This is a genomic window from Streptomyces atroolivaceus (assembly GCF_000717025.1).
GTDB lineage: Bacteria > Actinomycetota > Actinomycetes > Streptomycetales > Streptomycetaceae > Streptomyces > Streptomyces atroolivaceus.
Map to the genome: position 1 here is coordinate 147,380 of NZ_JNXG01000002.1, position 18,311 is coordinate 165,690.

Genomic DNA, 18,311 nt, shown 5'->3' on the forward strand with positions numbered 1-18,311 from the left:
GACTCTTCCCGGGGGCCGGCGTCGTTCTCCCGTACGGGGCCGAGGCGCGGCCGGCACGCGCGGGAGCGGCCTCGCCGCACCGCTCGCCGTCGCCGTTCACCGGCCTTCCGGCCTCCCGGCCTCCCGGCCTTCCGGCCGGCCTTCCGGCCTTCCGGCCTCCCGAGCGCTGGGCCGCCCGGGGCGGGGCGAAGGCTCCGGCCGGTCGGCCATCGAGCCGCGTGGACCGTCGTCGGCGCGCGTCCGACCAGCGAGCAGGCGGACCAGCCGTAACCCGGGTTCCGGGGGCGGGCGTGGCGGCCGGCCCCAGGGGCCGCACGGCCGGGCAGCGGGGCAGCTCGTTGAGAGCGCTCTCGAAATCTGCGGCCGATTCGGTCTCCGTCGCCCTCTCTCCGTCAAGACTCGAACGCATGGCGACTTTGCGTAGACCCAACTCCCTTGTGTGTCAGCTCTATTGACACTTACGTTTCAAAGGTTTTACGTTCCTGGCACTTGAGAGCGCTCTCGAACGCTCCGACCCCCCATGACGAGGTGCTGCCCATGCAAGCCTCCCTCTCCAGACCAGCAGCGGCGACGGTCCTGGCCATCGCCCTGGCCGCTGTGGGCCTGGGCCCTGCCGCATCCCCGGCGGCAGCCGCCACCATCCCCGCGGGCTCCGGCAGCTACACCGACAGCCGCCCCGCCGGTACCTCCGGTCCCACCACCAACACCGGCGCCCCCGTCACGCCCAAGCTCACGGCGGCGGCCAAGGACAAGCCGGTCCCGACCAACGACTGGTGGTCCTCCCTCGCCTACCAGCGTTACGGGGACAACCCGTACTCCACCCCGATGTACGGACACCCGCTGACCTACCAGGCGACCTCCGGCGGACTGGAGGTCGGCTACCCGACCACGCCCGCCGTCGTCGGGGCGGGCCGCCAGTACGAGTACGCGCACAAGGCGGACCTCACCGTCGGCCTCAGCGGTCTGAACTCCCCGGACACCAAGGCCGACGACTGGTCCGACTGGACGGTCACCCCCTACTGGTCGGACGGCACCCGCACCCTGCGCACGACCATCGGGCACGGCATGCCCTTCGTGTACGCCAAGGGCTCCGGCGGTGACGCCCGCATCACCACGGCCGGCACCCCCACCGTCTTCGCGGACAACGGCAACGTCCTCGGCGTCACCGTCGCCGGCCACCACTACGCCCTCTTCGCCCCGACCGGCAGCGACTGGGCCGTCTCCGGCTCCACGATCACCGCGGGCCTCGGCGGCAAGGACTACTTCTCGCTCGCCGTGCTGCCGTCCACGGACGCGCTCGCGACCTACCGGAAGTACGCCTTCAGCTTCGTCACCGGATCCAAGGTGGCCTGGGAGTCCACCGGCGGCGCGGTCAAGGCGACGTACAGCCTGACCACGGAGGCGAAGGAGGGCACCGAACGCGGCACGCTCCAGGCGCTCTACCGCCACCAGTGGCTGCACACCACGGACGCGCTCACGCCGTACACGTACGTCTCCCCGCGCGGCACCATGAAGGTGCGGGAGTCCGCGTCCTTCACCACGAGCCAGAAGAACCAGGGCGTGCTGCCCGCCCTGCCCGCGTCGAGCGGGGTCGACAAGGCGCGGCTGACGGGCTATCTGAACGAGGTGGCGAACGCCTCCGACCCGTTCTCCGGGGCCAGTGACACGTACTGGACCGGCAAGGCGCTCGGCCGCCTCGCCCAGCTGGTGCCCGTCGCCGACCAGATCGGCCAGACCGGCATCAGGGACAAGCTGCTCGGCCTGATGAAGGGCCGCCTGCAGGAGTGGTTCACGGCGGGCGGAGCCAGTGAGTTCAGCTACGACAAGAGCTGGAAGACGCTCACCGGCTACCCGGCCTCCTACGGCAGCGACACCGAGCTGAACGACCACCACTTCCACTACAGCTACTACGTGTACGCGGCGGCGATCGTCGCCCAGTACGACCAGGCGTGGGCCGCCGACTCCGCCTGGGGCACCATGGTCAAGACGCTGGTGCGGGACGCCGCCAACCCCAGTCGCACGGACGCCGCGTACCCGTTCCTGCGCGGCTTCGACGTCTACGCGGGCCACAGCTGGGCCTCCGGCCACCAGGGCTTCGCGGCGGGCAACAACCAGGAGTCCTCGTCGGAGTCCATCAACCTCAGTGCGGGACTCGTCCTGTGGGGAGCGGCCACGGGCGACACCGGGCTGCGTGACCTCGGCAGCTACCTGCTGACCACCGAGTCGGAAGCGATCACGCAGTACTGGTTCGACGCCGACCAGCAGGTCTTCCCGGGCTCCTTCGGGCACGACACGGTCGGCATGGTGTGGGGCAGCGGCGGCGCGTACTCCACCTGGTGGACCGCGAACCCGGAGGAGATCCACGGCATCAATGTCCTCCCCGTCACCGGCGGTTCGCTGCACCTGGCCCGCGAGAAGGCCGCCATCAAGCGGAACATCGCCGAGATGGAGCGGGAGAACGGCGGGCCGGCCGTCGAGTGGCGCGACCTCCTGTGGGAGTTCGAGTCACTGGCCGATCCGGCAGCGGCCAAGGCTAAGTGGGACGCGGGCAACGCGGGCTACACCCCGGAGCAGGGTGAGTCCAAGGCGCACACGTACCACTGGATCAGCACGCTCGACAGCGTGGGCGCGCCCGACCTGACCGTCAGCGGGAACATCCCGACGTCGGCGGTCTTCACCAGGAACGGCGTCCGTACGTACAGCGCCCACAACCACGGTTCCACCGCCCGCACCGTCACCTTCTCCGACGGCGCGACCCTCTCGGTGCCGGCCCGTTCCACGGCCACCGGCACGGGTACCGGCGGCGGAGACCCCGACCCGGATCCCGAGGAGCCGGGCCCGTCCACCGGCAACACCTTCCGGCTGAAGTCCGGCGGAACCCTCACCACGGCCACGGACGGCACGGCGGGAGCCGACACGCTGGCCTCGGCCGACGGTGTCAACCGGGACGGCACGCCGTACAGGCCGACGGTCTACGAGATCAAGAAGGTGGACGGAACACTCGCTTCGGGTGCGTCCACCGCCTTCCGCCTGCGGGTCGACGCGGGTACGAAGGTGGGTCTCGCGCCGCAGGTCAGGGTGAGTTACGACCTCACCGGCGACGGCTCCTTCGACCGGGCCGAGACCTTCCGCTACTTCGCGACCGACCCGGTCACGGGGTGGGAGGAGTACACCCAGGCCGTGGGCACCAGGTCGGTGACCGGGAGCCTGGGCAACCTCAAGGGCGGAACGGTCCGCCTGGAGATCTGGAACGCGCTGGGCAACGGCACGTCCCAGGTGCAGACCGGCACGGACGCGGCGGTCGTGAAGATCCCGTTCGTCTAGGCATTTTGGTGTGCGGCGGGTCCCGGCCTCTCTCAGGCCGAGGCCCGCCGCACGAGCGTGGTCGGGGTGATCACGGAGTCCGGGCGGCCTGCCCCCGTGCGGGCCCTGTCCAGGCCGCTGAGCAGCAGCCGGGCCATCAGCCGGCCCTGGCCCTCGATGTCCTGCCGGACGGTGGTCAGGGGCGGGTCGGTGGTCTCGGCCACCGAGTCCATGTCGTCGAATCCGACCAGGGCGACCTGCTCGGGCACCGTGATCCCGCGCTCGCGCAGGATCCGCAGGGCGCCCGAGGCCATCAGGTCGCTGGCCGCGAACACCGCGTCCAGGTCGGGCCGCCGCTCCAGCAGCTGCGCCATCGCCCGTGCCCCGCTCTCCACGGTGAACGCGCCCTCGGCGACGAGCGTCGGGTCCGTCTCCGGCAGGATGTCCCGGTAACCGTCGAGGCGGTCCATGGCCGAGGTCTGGTCGGGCGGCCCCCCGATGTACGCGATCCGCTCCCGCCCGAGGCTCCGCAGGTACTGAACGGCTGCCCGCGCCCCGCCCCGGTTGTCGGCGTCCACGTACTGCACGGCCTCTTCACCGGGGCCCGCGGTCCAGCTCGGCCGGCCTCCGTAGACCGTCGGCACCCCGGCCCGCCGGGTGATCGCGGGCAGCGGGTCGTCGGTGTGCAGGGAGAAGGCGAGGGCCCCGTCGACATGGCCGCCGGACAGGTAGCGCGCGATCCTGTCGAAGTCCGCGGGACCCTCCACGATCAGCAGCACCAGCTGGGTGTCGTGGGCGGCCAGCTCCTTGCTGATGCCCCGGAGCTGCTGGGAGAAGAACGGGTCGGAGAAGATCCGGATCTCCGGCTCGGCGATGACCACGGCCACCGCCCCGGTCCGCCGGGTGACCAGCGTCCGGGCGGCGTGATTGGGGATGTACTGGAGCTCCTCGACCGCCTTGCGCACCTTGTCCACCAGCGGTTTGCGGACTCCGTCACCCCCGTTGACGACCCGGGACGCCGTGGCACGCGACACGCCCGCCAGCGCCGCGACAGCTTCCAGGGTGGGCCGGGACCCGGGGTGCTGCTCTGGCAAGGCGGGCGCTCCTCGTTGCTGGGCGGCGGCACGGGCGGACAGGGTGCCGCCTGGTCGACTACAGCGTAATGCCGGGGTCCGTCACAGGGCTGAGAGCGCTTCCAACCAATTGCCGGAGGAGTGGGCGGCGCCGGGAGCGATCCTCCGGACAGAGTCGGCCGCGATCCCCCGGACAGGGCCGGGGGCGATCCTCCGGACAACCCCTGATTCTCTGTCATGACCCTGGCGGAACGCGCGATCCACCTCCACAATGCGAATGGGAGCGCTCCCATCACGGGGCGCCCCGCTCCCCACCGCATCTGTCGACGAAAGGCCTTCCCGGTGAATGCCTCACCACTCTCCGCACGGCCCGTGCGTGTCCGCCCCCGGTACGGGCGGCGCGTGTTCGGGATGTCAGCCGCCGCCTTACTGTTCGCGGCGGCGCTGGCGGCGCCCGGCACGGCCATGGCCGAGGACGCCGAGCCCGGCCCCGAGCAGGTGGTCAACGGCGACTTCGCCGCCGGTACCGCCCCCTGGTGGTGGACGGCGAACGCGCCGGCGGCCGTCTCGGACGGCCGGCTGTGCGCCGAGGTGCCCGCCGGCACGTCCAACGCCTGGGACGTCATCGTGGGCCAGAACGACGTCCCGATCGCCGCGGGCGAGAGCTACGAGCTGTCCTACACGGCCAGTTCGACCGTGCCCCTGACCGTCCAGACCCGGGTCCAGGAGGCGGTCGAGCCGTACACGACGGCGCTCGCCACCGCCGACCCGGTGGGTACGGAGGCCACACGGGTGACCCGTACGTTCACGGCCTCGGTGGACCTGCCGGCCGCGTCGGTGCAGCTGCAGATCGGCGGCGGTGAGCGGGCGACGACCTTCTGCCTGGACGACGTGTCGCTTCGCGGCGGGGCCGAACCGCCCGTGTACGTACCGGACACCGGGTCGCCCGTCCGCGTGAACCAGGTCGGCTACCTGCCCCGCGGACCCAAGAACGGCACGGTCGTCACCGATGCCGACGCGCCGCTGACATGGACGGTGAAGGCCGAGGACGGGACGACGGCCGCCACCGGGAAGACGGTTCCGCAGGGCGAGGATCCCAGCTCGCTGCAGCGTGTCCACACCTTCGACTTCGGCGCCCTCACCACGGCGGGCGACGGGTACACCGTCGAGGTCGACGGTGAGGTGAGCGAGCCGTTCTCGGTCCGCGGCGACCTGTACGACGGGCTGCGCTCCGACGCGCTGGCGTACTTCTACCACAACCGCAGCGGCACCCCGATCGACGCGGACCTCGTCGGTGAGGAGTACGCGCGCCCGGCCGGCCACATCGGTGTCGCGCCCAACAAGGGCGACACGGACGTCCCCTGCCAGCCAGGGGTCTGCGACTACCGGCTGGACGTGTCGGGCGGCTGGTACGACGCGGGCGACCACGGCAAGTACGTGGTCAACGGCGGTATCTCGGTGGCGCAGCTGATGTCCACCTACGAGCGCACCCTGACCGCCCCGAACGCCGAGTCGGCAGAGCTCGGCGACGGTGAGCTGCGGGTGCCCGAGCGCGACAACGGGGTGCCGGACATCCTGGACGAGGCGCGCTGGGAGATGGACTTCCTGATCAAGATGCAGGTCCCGGCCGGGAAGCCGCTGGCGGGGATGGCGCACCACAAGATGCACGACGCCGCGTGGACCGGGCTGCCGATGAAGCCGCACCTCGACCCCCAGCAGCGTGAGCTGCACCCGCCGTCGACGGCCGCCACGCTCAACCTCGCCGCCTCGGCCGCCCAGTGCGCCCGGCTCTACGCCCCCTTCGACAAGGCGTTCGCGGACCGCTGCCTGCGGGCCGCCGAGACCGCGTGGGGCGCGGCGAAGCAGCACCCGGACGTGCTCGCCGACCCGAACGACGGCACCGGCGGCGGCGCGTACAGCGACAGCGACGTCTTGGACGAGTTCTACTGGGCCGCCGCCGAGCTGTTCACCACGACGGGCAAGGACACCTACCGCCAGGCGGTGCTCTCCTCCGCCCTGCACGGTGACGCGGACAAGGTCTTCCCGGCGGGCGGCGGCATCTCCTGGGGATCGACCGCCGGCCTCGGGGTGCTCACCCTGGCCACCGTCCCCAACGCCCTGACCGCCGCCCAGCTGACCGGGGTGCGCGCCGTGGTGACCACGGGCGCCGACCGCTACGCCGCGCAGTCCCGTGAGCAGGCGTACGGGCTGCCGTACGCGCCGAACGGTGAGGACTACGTCTGGGGTTCCAACAGCCAGGTGCTCAACAACATGGTGGTCCTGGCCACGGCCCACGACCTGACCGGTGAGGCCGCCTACCAGGACGCCGTGCTGCGCGGCGCCGACTACCTGCTCGGCCGCAACCCCCTCAACCAGTCGTACGTCACCGGCTACGGCGAGCGGGACTCCCGGAACCAGCACCACCGTTTCTGGGCGCACCAGAACGACTCCACCCTGCCGCACCCCGCGCCCGGTTCGATCGCGGGCGGTCCCAACCTCACCGCGATCGCCTCCGGCGACCCGGTGGCGGCGGAGAAGCTGACCGGCTGTGCCCCGGCCATGTGCTACATCGACGACATCGGCTCCTGGGCGACCAACGAGATCACCATCAACTGGAACGCCCCGCTGGCCTTCATCGCCTCCTACCTGGACGACGCGGGCGAGGGTGGGCAGGCCGCACCGGCCCGCACGTGCGAGGTCACGTACTCCTCACACCCGTGGAACAGTGGCTCGACGGTCACGGTCCGCGTGGAGAACACCGGCTCGGAGCCGGTCTCGCCGTGGTCGCTGACCTGGCTGATGCCCGGTGAGCAGCGGCTGAGCCACACATGGAGCGCCGAGTTCACCCAGCACGGCCGCACGGTCAGCGCCAGGCCGCTGTCGTGGAACCGGGCCCTGGCGCCGGGTGCGGCGGTCGACTTCGGCTTCAACAGCTCGGCCCCGGCCCCGGCGCCGGACCCGGGGGCGTTCAAGCTGAACGGCCGGGCCTGCACCTCGGGCTGATTCGCGCGTACGACTCCTGCGGGCCCGGGTGTGGCCGTCCTTCGCGGGACGCCGTGCCCGGGCCCCCGCCGTACGCGGTACCGGTGCGGGGCTCAGCGCCGGGACCGTCGCACGCCCCGGGCGCGTTCGGTCCGCTCCGACCGGGGGACGAGTCCGGCACGGACCACCGCCACCCGCTGCCGTACGTCCTCGGTGGGCACGGCTCCCGGTGGGCACGGGCGCGCGTTCACCGCCTCGCCCCTGCACGGCGCGCAGAGCCCGCCGCGCAGCGCCTCGGGACTGCCCGGTGCGCGGCACTCGCCGCATTCCAGGGTGAGCAGTCCCGTCCGCCGTTCCGGAGCCGGCCGGTGCGGGGGCAGCTTGTCGGTCAGCCGCCTGCGGATCAGCGAGGCCGCGTGGTGGACCGGTACGGGAAGCCCGTCGGTCAGTGCCCGGAGCAGCTCCGCCTCCGTGGCGCCCCGGTCGAACCACTCGCCGACCTGCGGTTCCAGGCTCGCGCACTCCGCCGCCGAGAGGCTCAGCGCGGGCGCGGTGCGCCCGAGGGCTGCCAGCAGGACGAAGGCACGTGAGCGGGTGGGCCGGCGCCGCGCCTCTTCCGGGACGTCGCCCCGGATGAACGCGGCCCACCAGTCGTCGTCGCGCGCGGTGCGGGAGAAGAACGTCCGGGTCACCCAGAGCAGGGCCTCGTCGGTGGCGACGCACTCACTGCCCCGGCGCAGATGACCGGCGGCCTGGAGCCTGTTGAGCGCGGTCCGCAGGGCGCACTGGCCGTACGGGAGCCACTTGGCCAGCGTCTTCACGGAGATGTCGGAGCCGTCCGGAAGCCGGTCGATGTACGCGGCCACGGCGGCCTCACGGGGCGGCAGGTGCGAGAAGTCGCGTTCACCGCGCGGGCGCTGGTCCGGAGCGGAACGCTTGCCGTAACCGGGGTTCGCCATCGGGTGCGGGAGCACGTGGACGGAGGAGGGGGCGGCACTAAGCTGGTCGACAGCCATCAGATCGTTTTCCTTCACTCGTCGATCTCGTTGGTCAGACCCCTGTCAGGTGTTCCCGCACCGACGGGGGTCGCTTGTGTCCGCACGCTAGAGCGTCGCGACGGTCCGTCGCAACTCGGTCACAAACGGTCAACTCGGCAGGTGGGGAGGGTGGGTGGGTGGGAAGAGACCCGCCAACCATTCCCTGGAAAGAGCGCTCGGAGTCCGCGGCTTGAGCCCCGGGAGTCAACTCGCGGTGCCTGCGTACCCGATCGGATGATCTCCGTCGCGCGGTCGGGCGTGGCGCGGCACGAGATCGCCAGGATGACCGTTGACGGCGCCCTGACCAGCAGGTATCGGGAACAGGGGCAGTCGCATGCCGTCGACCGATCCGAGTGGGAGCGACCATGGCGAACGAGCTGAAGTACGGCGACAAGATCCACCTGCAGAACGGCTACAACAGCTGGGCCGGCGGTTACCTGGACACCAACGGCCACAGCAGCGACTCCGGCGGCAAGTACGCCGTCTCGACCGCCGACTCCCCCACGCGAGGGGAGGGGACCGGTACGTGGGAGGTACTCTCCCCGACCGGCAAGGCCGCCGGGACCCCGGTCGTCAGCGGTGACGTGATCCAGCTGCGCAACCTCTACGGCGGGGACGGCGGTTACCTCGACACCAACGGCCACGCCTCGGCGGACCAGCGCAACGCGGGCGCCAAGTACAACGTCTCCACGTCGAAGGACCAGGACCGCGCGTCCGGTACCGGCCGCTGGCGCATCACCGCGCGCAGGTCCACGCCCGCCGACGGCAGCATCCGCCCCGGCGACGTCATCCAGCTGTGGAACCTCTACGCCGACAACGGCGGCTTCCTGGAGACGAACGGCGGCGGTCCGTCGGGCGGCAAGTACGACGTCTGCACCAACGCCTACTCCAACCGTGCGGAGGACGTGGCAGATTGGAAGATCCAGCGTCCGTAGCCGGTCGGGAGCCCTACGGCCCGGCGACCGGGCCGTAGGGATCAGCGCGTCCGGATCGGGTAGGGCGTTCCCGTGCCGACAGCCCGCAGTTTGTCGGGGTTGGCGACGTTGTGGATGGCGGAGATGCGCCCCTCGGCGTCGAAGTCGAAGGTGAGCGTGGCGATCACGCGGTCCGGCGCGCTGAAGACCATGCCCGGCCCGCCGTTGATCTCGACCATCTCGGCGGCCATGTCGGCCGGTTCGACGCCCTGGTACGGGACCGTCGCGATCGCCGCGAACCAGGTCGCCACCCTCGACGCGCCCACGACCGGCCGCAGGGCCTGGCGGACCGTTTCCTTGTCCCTGCCCGGGCCTGTCAGGCAGATTGCCCTGGGGCTGTTGTCGGCCGGGTGAGCTGCACGACCGCCCGATCCGTGACACGGAGAAATGTGGTCTGCGTCGCAGCGGGGTGGGGATGTCCGGCGTTCGCCTAGGCGGGGATCCGGTCGAGTCCCAGAGGTGCGGGAGGCGGCAACGGGGCGGTTGCCTCCGCACGGAAGGACTGGAGCAGATAGGCGACCAGGCGCCGGGACGCGGTGGCGGCCTCCTCGCCCGAGCCGACCGTGACTCCGCCGTTGGCGAGCAGCAGCAGGGTGATGTCGCCCGGTTCGAAGTCCTGGCGCAATCCACCCGCTTCCTTGGCGCGCTGGACCAGCAGGGCCAGGCGCTCCTCGGCGCGGGTGCGTTCGAGCGTGAAGTCCGTCTGGTCGGGGAATTCCTTGAGGAACGCCTGCGTGAACCCCCGGTCCGCCGCCTGCAACAGGCAGACCTTCTCGATCACGGTCCAGAACCCGCGCCAGGGATCCGGATCCGCCAGCCCGTCGTCGAGCACGGACACGCAGTGGCTGAGCTCCTCCGCGAACGCCTCCGTCACGAGCGACGCGCGGGTGGGGAACCGTCGGTACAGGGTGGCGACCCCGACCCCGGCCCGCCGGGCGACCGCCGCGACGGGGACGTCGACGCCCTGCGCGGCGAACGCCTCGCGTGCCGCCCGGAGGATCTTGGCCCGGTTCTCCCGGGCGTCGGCGCGGAGGCCGTCACCGGGCGGCTTGTGAGAGGTCTGATCAGGCATGTTTCTCACTTTACGGTAAATGGAGGGGGTCATCCGTTTACCCGCATAGCCTGGAGGACATGAACGACATGCGCGCGGCGCTCTACGACCGCTACGGCCCTCCCGAGGTGCTCTACGTGGGCAAGGTCCCGGTACCGGCACTCCAGCAGGGCCAGGTGCTGGTCCGCGTCCACGCGGCGAGCGTCAACGGCGGTGAGCTGCACGGCCGGGCCGGACGCGTCCGCCTGGTGACCGGCCGCACGTTCCCTCAGCGCACCGGGCTCGACTTCGCCGGCGAGGTGGCGGAGGTGGACCCCGCGATCACCGGACTGCGGCCGGGCGACCGGGTGTGGGGCGTCCTGCCCCGCACCTTCGGCAGCGCCGCCGAATACGTGGCGGTCCGCCCCCGGAACCTCTCGTACGCCCCCGAGAACATCGGTCTCGTCGAGGCGGCATCCCTCCCCGTGGGCACGACGGCCATCACCGCCCTCCGGGCCAAGGCGCGGCTGAAGGCGGGCGAGCGTCTGCTCGTGCGCGGCGCCGCAGGGGGAGTCGGCAGCATCGCCGTCCAGCTCGGCAAGGCCCTGGGAGCCCATGTCACCGCTCTCGCGGGCTCGAAGAACCTCGGCTTCGTCCGGGGCCTGGGTGCCGACGAGGCCCACAGCTACGCCACCACCGGGCCGTCCGACCTGGGCCGTTTCGACGTCGTCATGGACACCGTCGGCACCGAGCACCGTGCCTTCCGGCGTCTTCTGGCGCCGGGGGGACGCATGGTCTCCATCGCCTTCGACCTCGACCACATGGCCGCGAGCCTCGGCTATCTGCTCGCCTCGACGGTCCACGGCCCGGGACGCGTCCGGTTCTTCAGCGGCAATCCGCAGCACGATCTGCTCGCGGAGCTGGCCGGCCATGTGGAGAGCGGTGCGATCCGGCCCGTGGTGGACACCGTCCACCCGCTCTCCGGGATCGCTGACGCGCACCGGGCACTGGAGGCCGGAGGTGTGCGGGGGAAGCACGTGATCCAGGTGGTCTGACACCTCCCCGCGCGCTCACACTCCGAGGCCGGCGTCCCGTGCCAGCAGGGCGGCCTGCACCCGGTTCTCGCATTCCAGCTTGGCGAGGATGCGGCTCACGTACGCCTTCACCGTGGCCTCGCTCATGTGGATCCGCTGGCCGGCGTCCGCGTTGGACAGGCCTTCGCCCAGGAGGGCCAGGACGTCCCGTTCGCGGTCGGTCAGCTTCTCCAGCCGGCGACGGGCGCCTTCCGCGCGCTGCGTGGTCCCGCCGGAGGCCAGCGAGTCCACGACGTGCCGGGTGGCTCCCGGCGAAAGATAGGCCTCCCCGGCCGCCGCCGCCCGCACGGCGCGCATGAGCTCAGCGGGCGCCGAGTCCTTGAGCAGGAAGCCCGCGCTGCCCTCGGTCAGGGCGCGCAGCACGTTGTGCCGCTCCCCGAACGTCGTCAGTATCAGCACCCGCACCTGGGGAGCGGTCCTGCGCAGCTCGGCCAGAGCGGTCAGCCCGTCCATGACGGGCATCTGGATGTCGAGCAGGGCGACGTCGACCCGCTGGGCGCGGGCGAGTTCGACCGCATCGCGGCCGTTCGCCGCCTCCGCGACGACCTCGATGTCGTCGGCCGAGGAGAGGATCATCCTGATGCCCGCCCGGATGAGCGGCTCGTCGTCCGTCACAAGAACCCTGATCACGACTCTCCTGAGCGGTCCTGAGCGTTCATACCTGCGGGCATCCGGTCATCATCCCCGATCGCCCGGCCGGACGGTACCGGCACCATGTGGCGGTGGCTGAGCGCTCCACCCCGCGCCGATCGCCAAGTAACCGCGCCCGCCTTCCGCAAGGGTGACGCGACGGGTCGGTACGCAGTGGCCCGTGCCGCCCCGTCGGACCGCCGGTACTCGCACGTGACGCCGGACGGAGCGCCCGGCGACGACGCGTCACTCCGTCGCGGTGCGGCGGGCGTAGGCGCGGGCGGCGCGGGCGCGGTCGCCGCAGCGGGTGGAACACCACTGGCGGCGGCCGTGCTTGAGCAGGAAGCGGTTGCAGGGAGGGGAGGCGCAGGCGGTCAGGCGGGCGGCGTCGGGGGAGGTGAGCAGGTCGGCGGCGTCGGCGGCGATGGCCGCGAGGGCGTGCTCGACGATCGCGGTGGTGGGGTGGGGCGTGGCCCGGTAGGGGCCGGTCTTCTCGTCCCAGAGCAGCAGTGGTGCGGTGGAGACGCGGGTCATGGCGTCGTTGACCGCCGTGACGGCGGCGGGCAGGGCCGGCTGCCCGGCGACCCGGGAGGCGAGCAGCGACCTGACCTGTTCGCGCAACGCCCGCAGTTGTGTCGCGCACACCTCCGCAAGGCCGGCGGCGGCCGGGGCGAGGCCGCGCCGCGCCAGCCACTGCTCGGCCCGGGCCGGGGTGCCCAGGAGGTCGGCCGTGTGCCCGCCGGGCAGTGTGACGGCGCTGTTGACCAGGGCCAGGGCGGGGTGCTCCGCCTCGCCCGGCGACGCCGGCAGGGCGGCTTCTTCCCGCACGAACTCTTCCATGCTTCTCATGGTACGGGTTGCGTTCATCCGTGAGGCATGCGTACAGTCCGACTCACGGTTGAAACGCAATCTATCCGTGAGGAAATTCTTTCGTGTCTTCCCAGACCCCGCAGACCACCCCGTTCCCCGTTCGTGTCTTCGGCGGCCCGACCGCCTTCTTCGAGTACGGCGGCCTGCGCGTTCTCACCGACCCGACCTTCGACGGCCCCGGTGACCACCAGGCGCCGGCCGTCGTGCTGACCAAGACGGCGGCGGCCGACGGCAGCCCGGCCGATCTCGGCCGCGTCGACGTGGTCCTGCTCTCCCACGACGAGCACGCCGACAACCTCGACAGCTCCGGCCGTGCCCTGCTCGCCGGCGTCCCGCTGACGCTCACCACCCCCGGCGGCGGGGAGCGTCTCGGGGAGACGGCCACCGGCCTCGCCGACTGGCAGTCGGTCGAGCTGGAGCGCCGGGACGGCGGGCCCGGCACGGTCACCGTGACCGGCGTGCCCGCCATACACGGCCCCGGCCCGCGCGAGGAGGTGGAACCGATCACCGGCCAGGTCGTCGGCTTCGTACTGACCGGCGAGGGCCTGCCCACGGTCTACGTCAGTGGCGACAACGCCTCCCTCGACGCGGTCGAGGACATCGCCGCACGCTTCGCCCCGGTGGACACGGCCCTTCTCTTCGCCGGCGCGCCCCGTTTCGCGGAAGTCTTCGACGGTGAGGTGATCGTCCTGGACAGCGCACAGGCCGCAGAGGCTGCGAAGATCCTCGACGCCGGCCGCGTGGTCCCCGTCCATTACGACAGCTGGGCCCACTTCACCGAGGGCCGCGACGAGCTCGTCGCCGCCTTTGCCGCCGCCGGCCTCGCCGACCGCGTCGACTTCGGCGTCCGCGGCTGACCTCTGGTACGCCGGGCCGTTCGCCGGACACGCCGGGCGCCGGCCGGCAGAGACCCGCCGCAGCTGTCGGCCGGCGCCCCCACGCACCGCACATCCCGAAACCGAAGGACCGCACGACCATGGCCGACACGATCCGTGGCACCCGCCACGGCTCCGCCCCCGCCGCCCTGTCCGTCCTGGACTCCGCCATGACCGGCACCGGCCGGACCGCGGCAGAGGCGCTGGCCGGCAGCATCGAACTCGCCCGGCTCGCCGACCGGCGCGGCTTCACCCGCTACTGGATCAACGAGCACCACGCCATGCCCGGCGTCTCCACCTCCAGCCCGCCCGTCCTGCTGTCCCGGCTCACCGCGGAGACCAGCAGGCTGCGGCTCGGCGCGGGCGGCATCATGCTGCCCAACCATCCGCCCCTGGTCGTCGCCGAACAGTTCGGCATGCTGGAAGCCCTCGCCCCCGGCCGCATCGACCTGGGCCTGGGCCGCGCGCCGGGCACCGATCACGCCACGGCCGACGCCCTGCGCCGGGGCGCGGGCGGCGCCGAGGACTTCCCCCGCCAGGTCCTCGAACTGCTGCACTTCCTCGGCGACGACTTCCCCGCCGAACACCCCTACGCCGACCGCGTGTACGCCGTTCCCGGGCCCGCCCAGGACCGGTTCAACGGCGTCACCCCGCCCACCGGCCGCCTGCCCGTGTGGCTGCTCGGCTCATCCGGCTACTCGGCGCAGCTCGCCGCCCGGCTCGGCCTGCCGTTCGCCTTCGCCGCACACTTCAACCCGCGCGACGTCGTGACCGCCCTGCGCCTGTACCGCGAACGGTTCACTCCGTCCGAGGCCTTGTCCGAGCCGTACGCGCTGGTCAGCTTCACCGTCGCGGCATCCGACGACGAGCGGGAGGCCCGCCGTCAGGCCGGCACCCTCGCGCACGCCATGCTCCGCATGTTCCAGCGCAAGTCCTACCTGCTGCCGTCCCCCGAAGAAGTGGACGCCTACACCTACGACGCCCAGGAACGCCAGGCCGTCGACAGTTGGCTGACCCACGTCCCGCACGGCACCCCCGAGCAGGTCACCGCCCACCTCGACCAGGTTCAGCGGGACTCCGGCGCCGACGAACTCATGATCGGCAGCGTCGGCCACTCCGTCCAGGCCCGGCTGCGCTCCACCGAGCTGATCGCCGACGCCTACGGCATGCCCGACAGCCCGCACTGACGCGGGACGGGTGGGCCTCCGCCCGTTCGTGGCCGACAGCCCCTCACCGCCAAGGCCCCCTGATGTAGCAGGAGTTCCCGAGGAGCTCCCGTGGCAACCGTCCTCGCCTTGTCCGGCAGCCCGTCCCGTACGTCCCGCACCGCTCTCCTGGCCGAGCACACCACCGCGGACCTGCGGGCCTGCGCACACCTGACCGCCGCTTGACGGCCTTCGGACCGCCCCACCCGGTGGTACCCCGCCGGCCCGGTCTTCCAAGCACCTGAAAGTACGGACCACATGGCCCACCCGCCCTCCACACCCACCCGCACCCCGCCCACCGCCGCTCTCGCTCCCGCCATATCCGCAGTGCAGAAGCGCACCCTGACCGTTCTGCTCGTCTCCCAGGTCCTCAGCGGCCTCGGCCTCGCCGCCGGTGTCACCGTCGCCGGGCTGCTGGCCGGGCAGATGCTCCACAACACCTCACTGTCCGGACTGCCCATCGCCCTGCTCACCGCGGGCTCCGCCGGCGCCGCCGTCGTCATCGGACGCCTCTCCCAGCGACTGGGCCGTCGCCCGGGACTGGCCGCCGGATACCTCACCGGCGCTCTCGGCGGTGCGGGGGTGGTCGTCGCGGCCGCGCTCGGCAGCCCCGCGCTGCTGTTCGTCTCCCTGTTCCTCTACGGCGCCGGCACCACGTCCAACCTCCAGGCCCGATACGCCGGAGCCGACCTCGCCGCGCCCCACCAGCGCGCCCGCGCCACCTCCACCGTCATCGTCGCGACCACCGCCGGCGGCATCGCCGGACCTCTTCTCACCACCCCCGCGGGGCACCTCGCGACCGCGCTCCACCTGCCCGAGCTGACCGGCCTGTTCCTCCTCTCCACGGTCGCGTTCACGCTGGCCGCACTCACCCTTCTCGTGTGGCTGCGCCCGGACCCGCTGGTGCTCGCCCGCAACCTGCCCGCGACCTCGGACGAAGACGCACCCGCGCGTTCCTCCTCCCGGTCGGGCCCCGGCCTGCTCATCGGCGTCGTGGTCCTCGTCCTCAGCCAGCTCGTCATGGTCGCCGTGATGACCATGACCCCCATCCACATGCACGCCCATGGCTTCGGCACCGCCGCGTCCGGCCTGGTCATCGCCCTGCACACGGGTTCCATGTATCTGCCGTCACCGCTGGCCGGCCGCCTCGTCGACCGCTTCGGCACCACTGCCATGAGCGTGGTGACGGCCGGCACGCTGCTCGCCGCCGGAGCGGCCGCCGCCCTCGCGCCAGGCGACTCCTTCACCCTGATCACCGTCGCCCTCGTCCTGCTCGGCATCGGCTGGAGCTTCGGCCTGGTCACCGGCACCGCCATCGTCACCGACAGCACACCCCTGGCCACCCGGGCCAGGGTCCAGGGACTGGTGGACGTCGCCATCGCCGTCGCGGGTGCCGTCGGCGGCCTGGCCTCCGGCATCGTCGCCGCCGCGACCAGCTACCCGGCCCTCGCCGCCCTGTGCGGTGCCCTCGCCTTCGTTGCCGCACCTGCGGCCGTCGTCGCGGCCCGGAAGGACTCCGCGCGCTCCTGACCGCTCGGTCACGGTGACCTCAAGCCGTCTCGAAGGACTTCTTCTCGATCAGCTTTCCGTCCCTGAAGCAGAACCGGAAGACCGGTTCCGCGTCCCAGCTGCTCCCGATCTCCGTGGAGAGGAGGGTGAGGCACTGCGCACCGTCGGGCTCCGGCGGTGCGCCGTCACCCGGACCGGTGTTCAGGAACGAGTCCCCGTCCGGCAGCCGGTCGCGGACGGAGGCCTCGGACTGACCGATCTTCACGGCGTCGTACTGCCCGGGCTCGATCATCGCCTTGTCCGCCTCACGTACGAGGAAGACCCCCGCGACGACCACCGCGATCACGAGCACGACGGCGACCAGAGCCACCACTCCGCACCCGATGGCTATGCCGTTGCCCCTCTTGGTCCTGTTCACTGCCTTGGCCAACTCCTTCGGGAGACCGTTCCAGTCGATGACCGGATCACTGTCACCCGCGGAGCCCGCCCGGTTCTGCGCCCGAAAGTCGTCCGGTGGAGCGACGAACGTCGGCTTCGCGTCGCCGGCCGGCGAGCTCGGGAAGCCCTCACCCGCCGACGTGTACGGCAGCACGCCCGCGAGCCGGAATCCACCCTCCGCCGTGGGGCCCGCGTGCACCATCCCGCCGACGAGCCGGGCCCGCTCCGCAAGACCGGTCAGCCCCTGGCCCCCGCTCGCGACACCGCTGCTCACCGGCCCCTTCACCGCGCCGTTGGCGACCTCCACGACCAGCGAGTCCGGCTCGTACCGCAGCCCGATGGTGATCGAGGCGCCCGGAGCGTGCTTGTGGGCGTTGGTCAGGCCCTCCTGGACCACGCGGTACGCCGCGTGGTCGGCGGTCGGAGCGAGCGGACGCACCTCGCCCGTACGCCGGATCTCCACGGGCGTGCCTGCCCTCCGGGACGTCTCGGCCAGGCTCTCGACGCCGGCCACCCCACGAGACGCGGGACCAGGGTCCTCGCCGCCGGTGCCGGTGCCCGGTTGAGTCCTGGGGGAGTCGGCGCCGTCCCGGAGTACGCCCACCACGTCCCGCAGTTCGTGCATCGCGGCCACCGACGCCTCACGCAGCACACCGACGGCCTCGCGCTGCTGTCCGGTCAGCTCACGGTCCACCTCCAGCGCACCGGTGTGCACCGCGATCAGCGCCAGTTGGTGGCCGAGGCTGTCGTGCATGTCCTGCGCGATGCGCTGACGCTCCAGCATCCTCGCCTGCCCGAAGATCATCTCTCGCTCGCGCAGGAGCTGGGCGTTGTACTCGTGGAGGGTGTCGGTCAGTGTCCGGCGCTGCGACCAGTAGCGCCCCGCGAGCCCCGGCACGAGGATGACGACCAGCATGAACATCCCGGCGATGGCCAGGAGCGAGAACGAGACGTGTGGTTCCAGCGCGACGGAGAGTCCGAGGGAGAGACCGTAGGCGAGGCCGAAGACACCGCCCGCCCTGCCCAGTCCCTCGATCCGCCGCCCGGCCGACCAGGCGACGACGAGCAGAAGGGGCGCGAAGCCGAAGAACGGCGCGGAGCCGGCCGCGGCCGCCAGCAGCACGGAGGCAGGCAGGCCCCGGCGCAGGAGCGACAGCAGCCCGGCGGCCAGCCCGATGCCGACGGCCTGCGCCTTGGTCTTGTCATCCGCGAGCCCGGCGCCCACCGCCAGCAGCATGAGCGCCAGGCTCAGGAACGATTCGCCGACGATGCGCCGGAGCGGCCACATCCC

At 72.1% G+C, this 18,311-nt stretch carries 13 protein-coding genes and 1 pseudogene; 7 read left to right on the forward strand and 7 right to left on the reverse strand.

The annotated features are described in order from the left end of the window. Positions 1-537: 537 nt before the first annotated feature. Positions 538-3,324, forward strand: a complete 2,787-nt coding sequence (locus tag OO67_RS03885) for a glycosyl hydrolase (protein ID WP_033297199.1) — start codon at positions 538-540, stop codon at positions 3,322-3,324. Positions 3,325-3,356: 32 nt separating this feature from the next. Here OO67_RS03885 and OO67_RS03890 read toward each other — a convergent pair whose 3' ends face one another. Continuing rightward, entirely contained in the window at positions 3,357-4,397 is a 1,041-nt protein-coding gene (locus OO67_RS03890) for a LacI family DNA-binding transcriptional regulator (RefSeq protein ID WP_033297203.1), read from the reverse strand. A 390-nt stretch (positions 4,398-4,787) separates the two neighbouring features. Between OO67_RS03890 and OO67_RS03895 the strand changes: the two genes are divergently transcribed. Then, positions 4,788-7,379 (forward strand): glycoside hydrolase family 9 protein, encoded by a 2,592-nt coding sequence (locus tag OO67_RS03895; protein ID WP_033298656.1) that lies wholly within the window; start codon positions 4,788-4,790, stop codon positions 7,377-7,379. Positions 7,380-7,471: 92 nt separating this feature from the next. Here OO67_RS03895 and OO67_RS03900 read toward each other — a convergent pair whose 3' ends face one another. Next, a complete protein-coding gene (locus tag OO67_RS03900; RefSeq protein ID WP_033297205.1) occupies positions 7,472-8,374 on the reverse strand; it encodes a hypothetical protein in 903 nt (300 codons plus the stop codon). A 386-nt stretch (positions 8,375-8,760) separates the two neighbouring features. Here OO67_RS03900 and OO67_RS03905 point away from each other — a divergent pair, with 386 nt between their 5' ends. Then, entirely contained in the window at positions 8,761-9,330 is a 570-nt protein-coding gene (locus tag OO67_RS03905; RefSeq protein ID WP_033297216.1) for a hypothetical protein, read from the forward strand. Positions 9,331-9,371: 41 nt separating this feature from the next. Here OO67_RS03905 and OO67_RS03910 read toward each other — a convergent pair. Continuing rightward, a pseudogene (locus OO67_RS03910) lies at positions 9,372-9,659 on the reverse strand (RNA polymerase subunit sigma-24); the annotation flags it as partial. 140 nt (positions 9,660-9,799) lie between these two features. After that, positions 9,800-10,441 carry a TetR/AcrR family transcriptional regulator gene (locus OO67_RS03915; protein WP_033297223.1) on the reverse strand — a complete coding sequence of 214 codons (642 nt, stop codon included), beginning with the start codon at positions 10,439-10,441 and terminating at the stop codon, positions 9,800-9,802. A 59-nt stretch (positions 10,442-10,500) separates the two neighbouring features. Between OO67_RS03915 and OO67_RS03920 the strand changes: the two genes are divergently transcribed. Then, positions 10,501-11,454, forward strand: coding sequence for an NAD(P)-dependent alcohol dehydrogenase (locus OO67_RS03920; RefSeq protein ID WP_033297225.1), 954 nt, complete (start codon positions 10,501-10,503; stop codon positions 11,452-11,454). A gap of 15 nt (positions 11,455-11,469) precedes the next feature. Here the strand turns inward: OO67_RS03920 and OO67_RS03925 are convergent, their stop codons facing one another. Together OO67_RS03925 and OO67_RS03930 are read right to left on the reverse strand one after the other, a co-directional pair. Further along, positions 11,470-12,123 (reverse strand): response regulator transcription factor, encoded by a 654-nt coding sequence (locus OO67_RS03925; protein ID WP_033297226.1) that lies wholly within the window; start codon positions 12,121-12,123, stop codon positions 11,470-11,472. A 246-nt stretch (positions 12,124-12,369) separates the two neighbouring features. Then, the gene (locus OO67_RS03930; RefSeq protein ID WP_033297229.1) at positions 12,370-12,963 is read right to left on the reverse strand and encodes a CGNR zinc finger domain-containing protein; all 594 of its coding nucleotides are present in this window, start codon (positions 12,961-12,963) and stop codon (positions 12,370-12,372) included. 92 nt (positions 12,964-13,055) lie between these two features. On the opposite strand from OO67_RS03930, the gene OO67_RS03935 reads away from it, so the two are divergent. The 3 genes from OO67_RS03935 (at position 13,056) to OO67_RS03945 (ending at position 16,603) form a co-directional block, all read left to right on the forward strand. After that, entirely contained in the window at positions 13,056-13,850 is a 795-nt protein-coding gene (locus OO67_RS03935; protein ID WP_033297232.1) for an MBL fold metallo-hydrolase, read from the forward strand. Between the two features lie 119 nt (positions 13,851-13,969). Further along, positions 13,970-15,055, forward strand: a complete 1,086-nt coding sequence (locus OO67_RS03940) for an LLM class flavin-dependent oxidoreductase (RefSeq protein WP_033297235.1) — start codon at positions 13,970-13,972, stop codon at positions 15,053-15,055. A gap of 276 nt (positions 15,056-15,331) precedes the next feature. Continuing rightward, entirely contained in the window at positions 15,332-16,603 is a 1,272-nt protein-coding gene (locus tag OO67_RS03945; protein ID WP_051709118.1) for an MFS transporter, read from the forward strand. 19 nt (positions 16,604-16,622) lie between these two features. Here OO67_RS03945 and OO67_RS03950 read toward each other — a convergent pair whose 3' ends face one another. Continuing rightward, positions 16,623-18,308, reverse strand: a complete 1,686-nt coding sequence (locus tag OO67_RS03950) for a sensor histidine kinase (protein WP_033297237.1) — start codon at positions 18,306-18,308, stop codon at positions 16,623-16,625. Between the last annotated feature and the right edge of the window lie 3 nt (positions 18,309-18,311).

Coding starts and splice junctions, on each gene's coding strand:
- OO67_RS03885 (WP_033297199.1), top strand. CDS start 538: ATGCAAGCCTCCCTCTCCAGACCAGCAGCGGCGACGGTCCTGGCCATC.
- OO67_RS03895 (WP_033298656.1), top strand. CDS start 4,788: ATGTCAGCCGCCGCCTTACTGTTCGCGGCGGCGCTGGCGGCGCCCGGC.
- OO67_RS03900 (WP_033297205.1), bottom strand. CDS start 8,374: ATGGCTGTCGACCAGCTTAGTGCCGCCCCCTCCTCCGTCCACGTGCTC.
- OO67_RS03905 (WP_033297216.1), top strand. CDS start 8,761: ATGGCGAACGAGCTGAAGTACGGCGACAAGATCCACCTGCAGAACGGC.
- OO67_RS03915 (WP_033297223.1), bottom strand. CDS start 10,441: ATGCCTGATCAGACCTCTCACAAGCCGCCCGGTGACGGCCTCCGCGCC.
- OO67_RS03920 (WP_033297225.1), top strand. CDS start 10,501: ATGAACGACATGCGCGCGGCGCTCTACGACCGCTACGGCCCTCCCGAG.
- OO67_RS03930 (WP_033297229.1), bottom strand. CDS start 12,963: ATGGAAGAGTTCGTGCGGGAAGAAGCCGCCCTGCCGGCGTCGCCGGGC.
- OO67_RS03940 (WP_033297235.1), top strand. CDS start 13,970: ATGGCCGACACGATCCGTGGCACCCGCCACGGCTCCGCCCCCGCCGCC.
- OO67_RS03945 (WP_051709118.1), top strand. CDS start 15,332: ATGGCCCACCCGCCCTCCACACCCACCCGCACCCCGCCCACCGCCGCT.
- OO67_RS03950 (WP_033297237.1), bottom strand. CDS start 18,308: ATGTGGCCGCTCCGGCGCATCGTCGGCGAATCGTTCCTGAGCCTGGCG.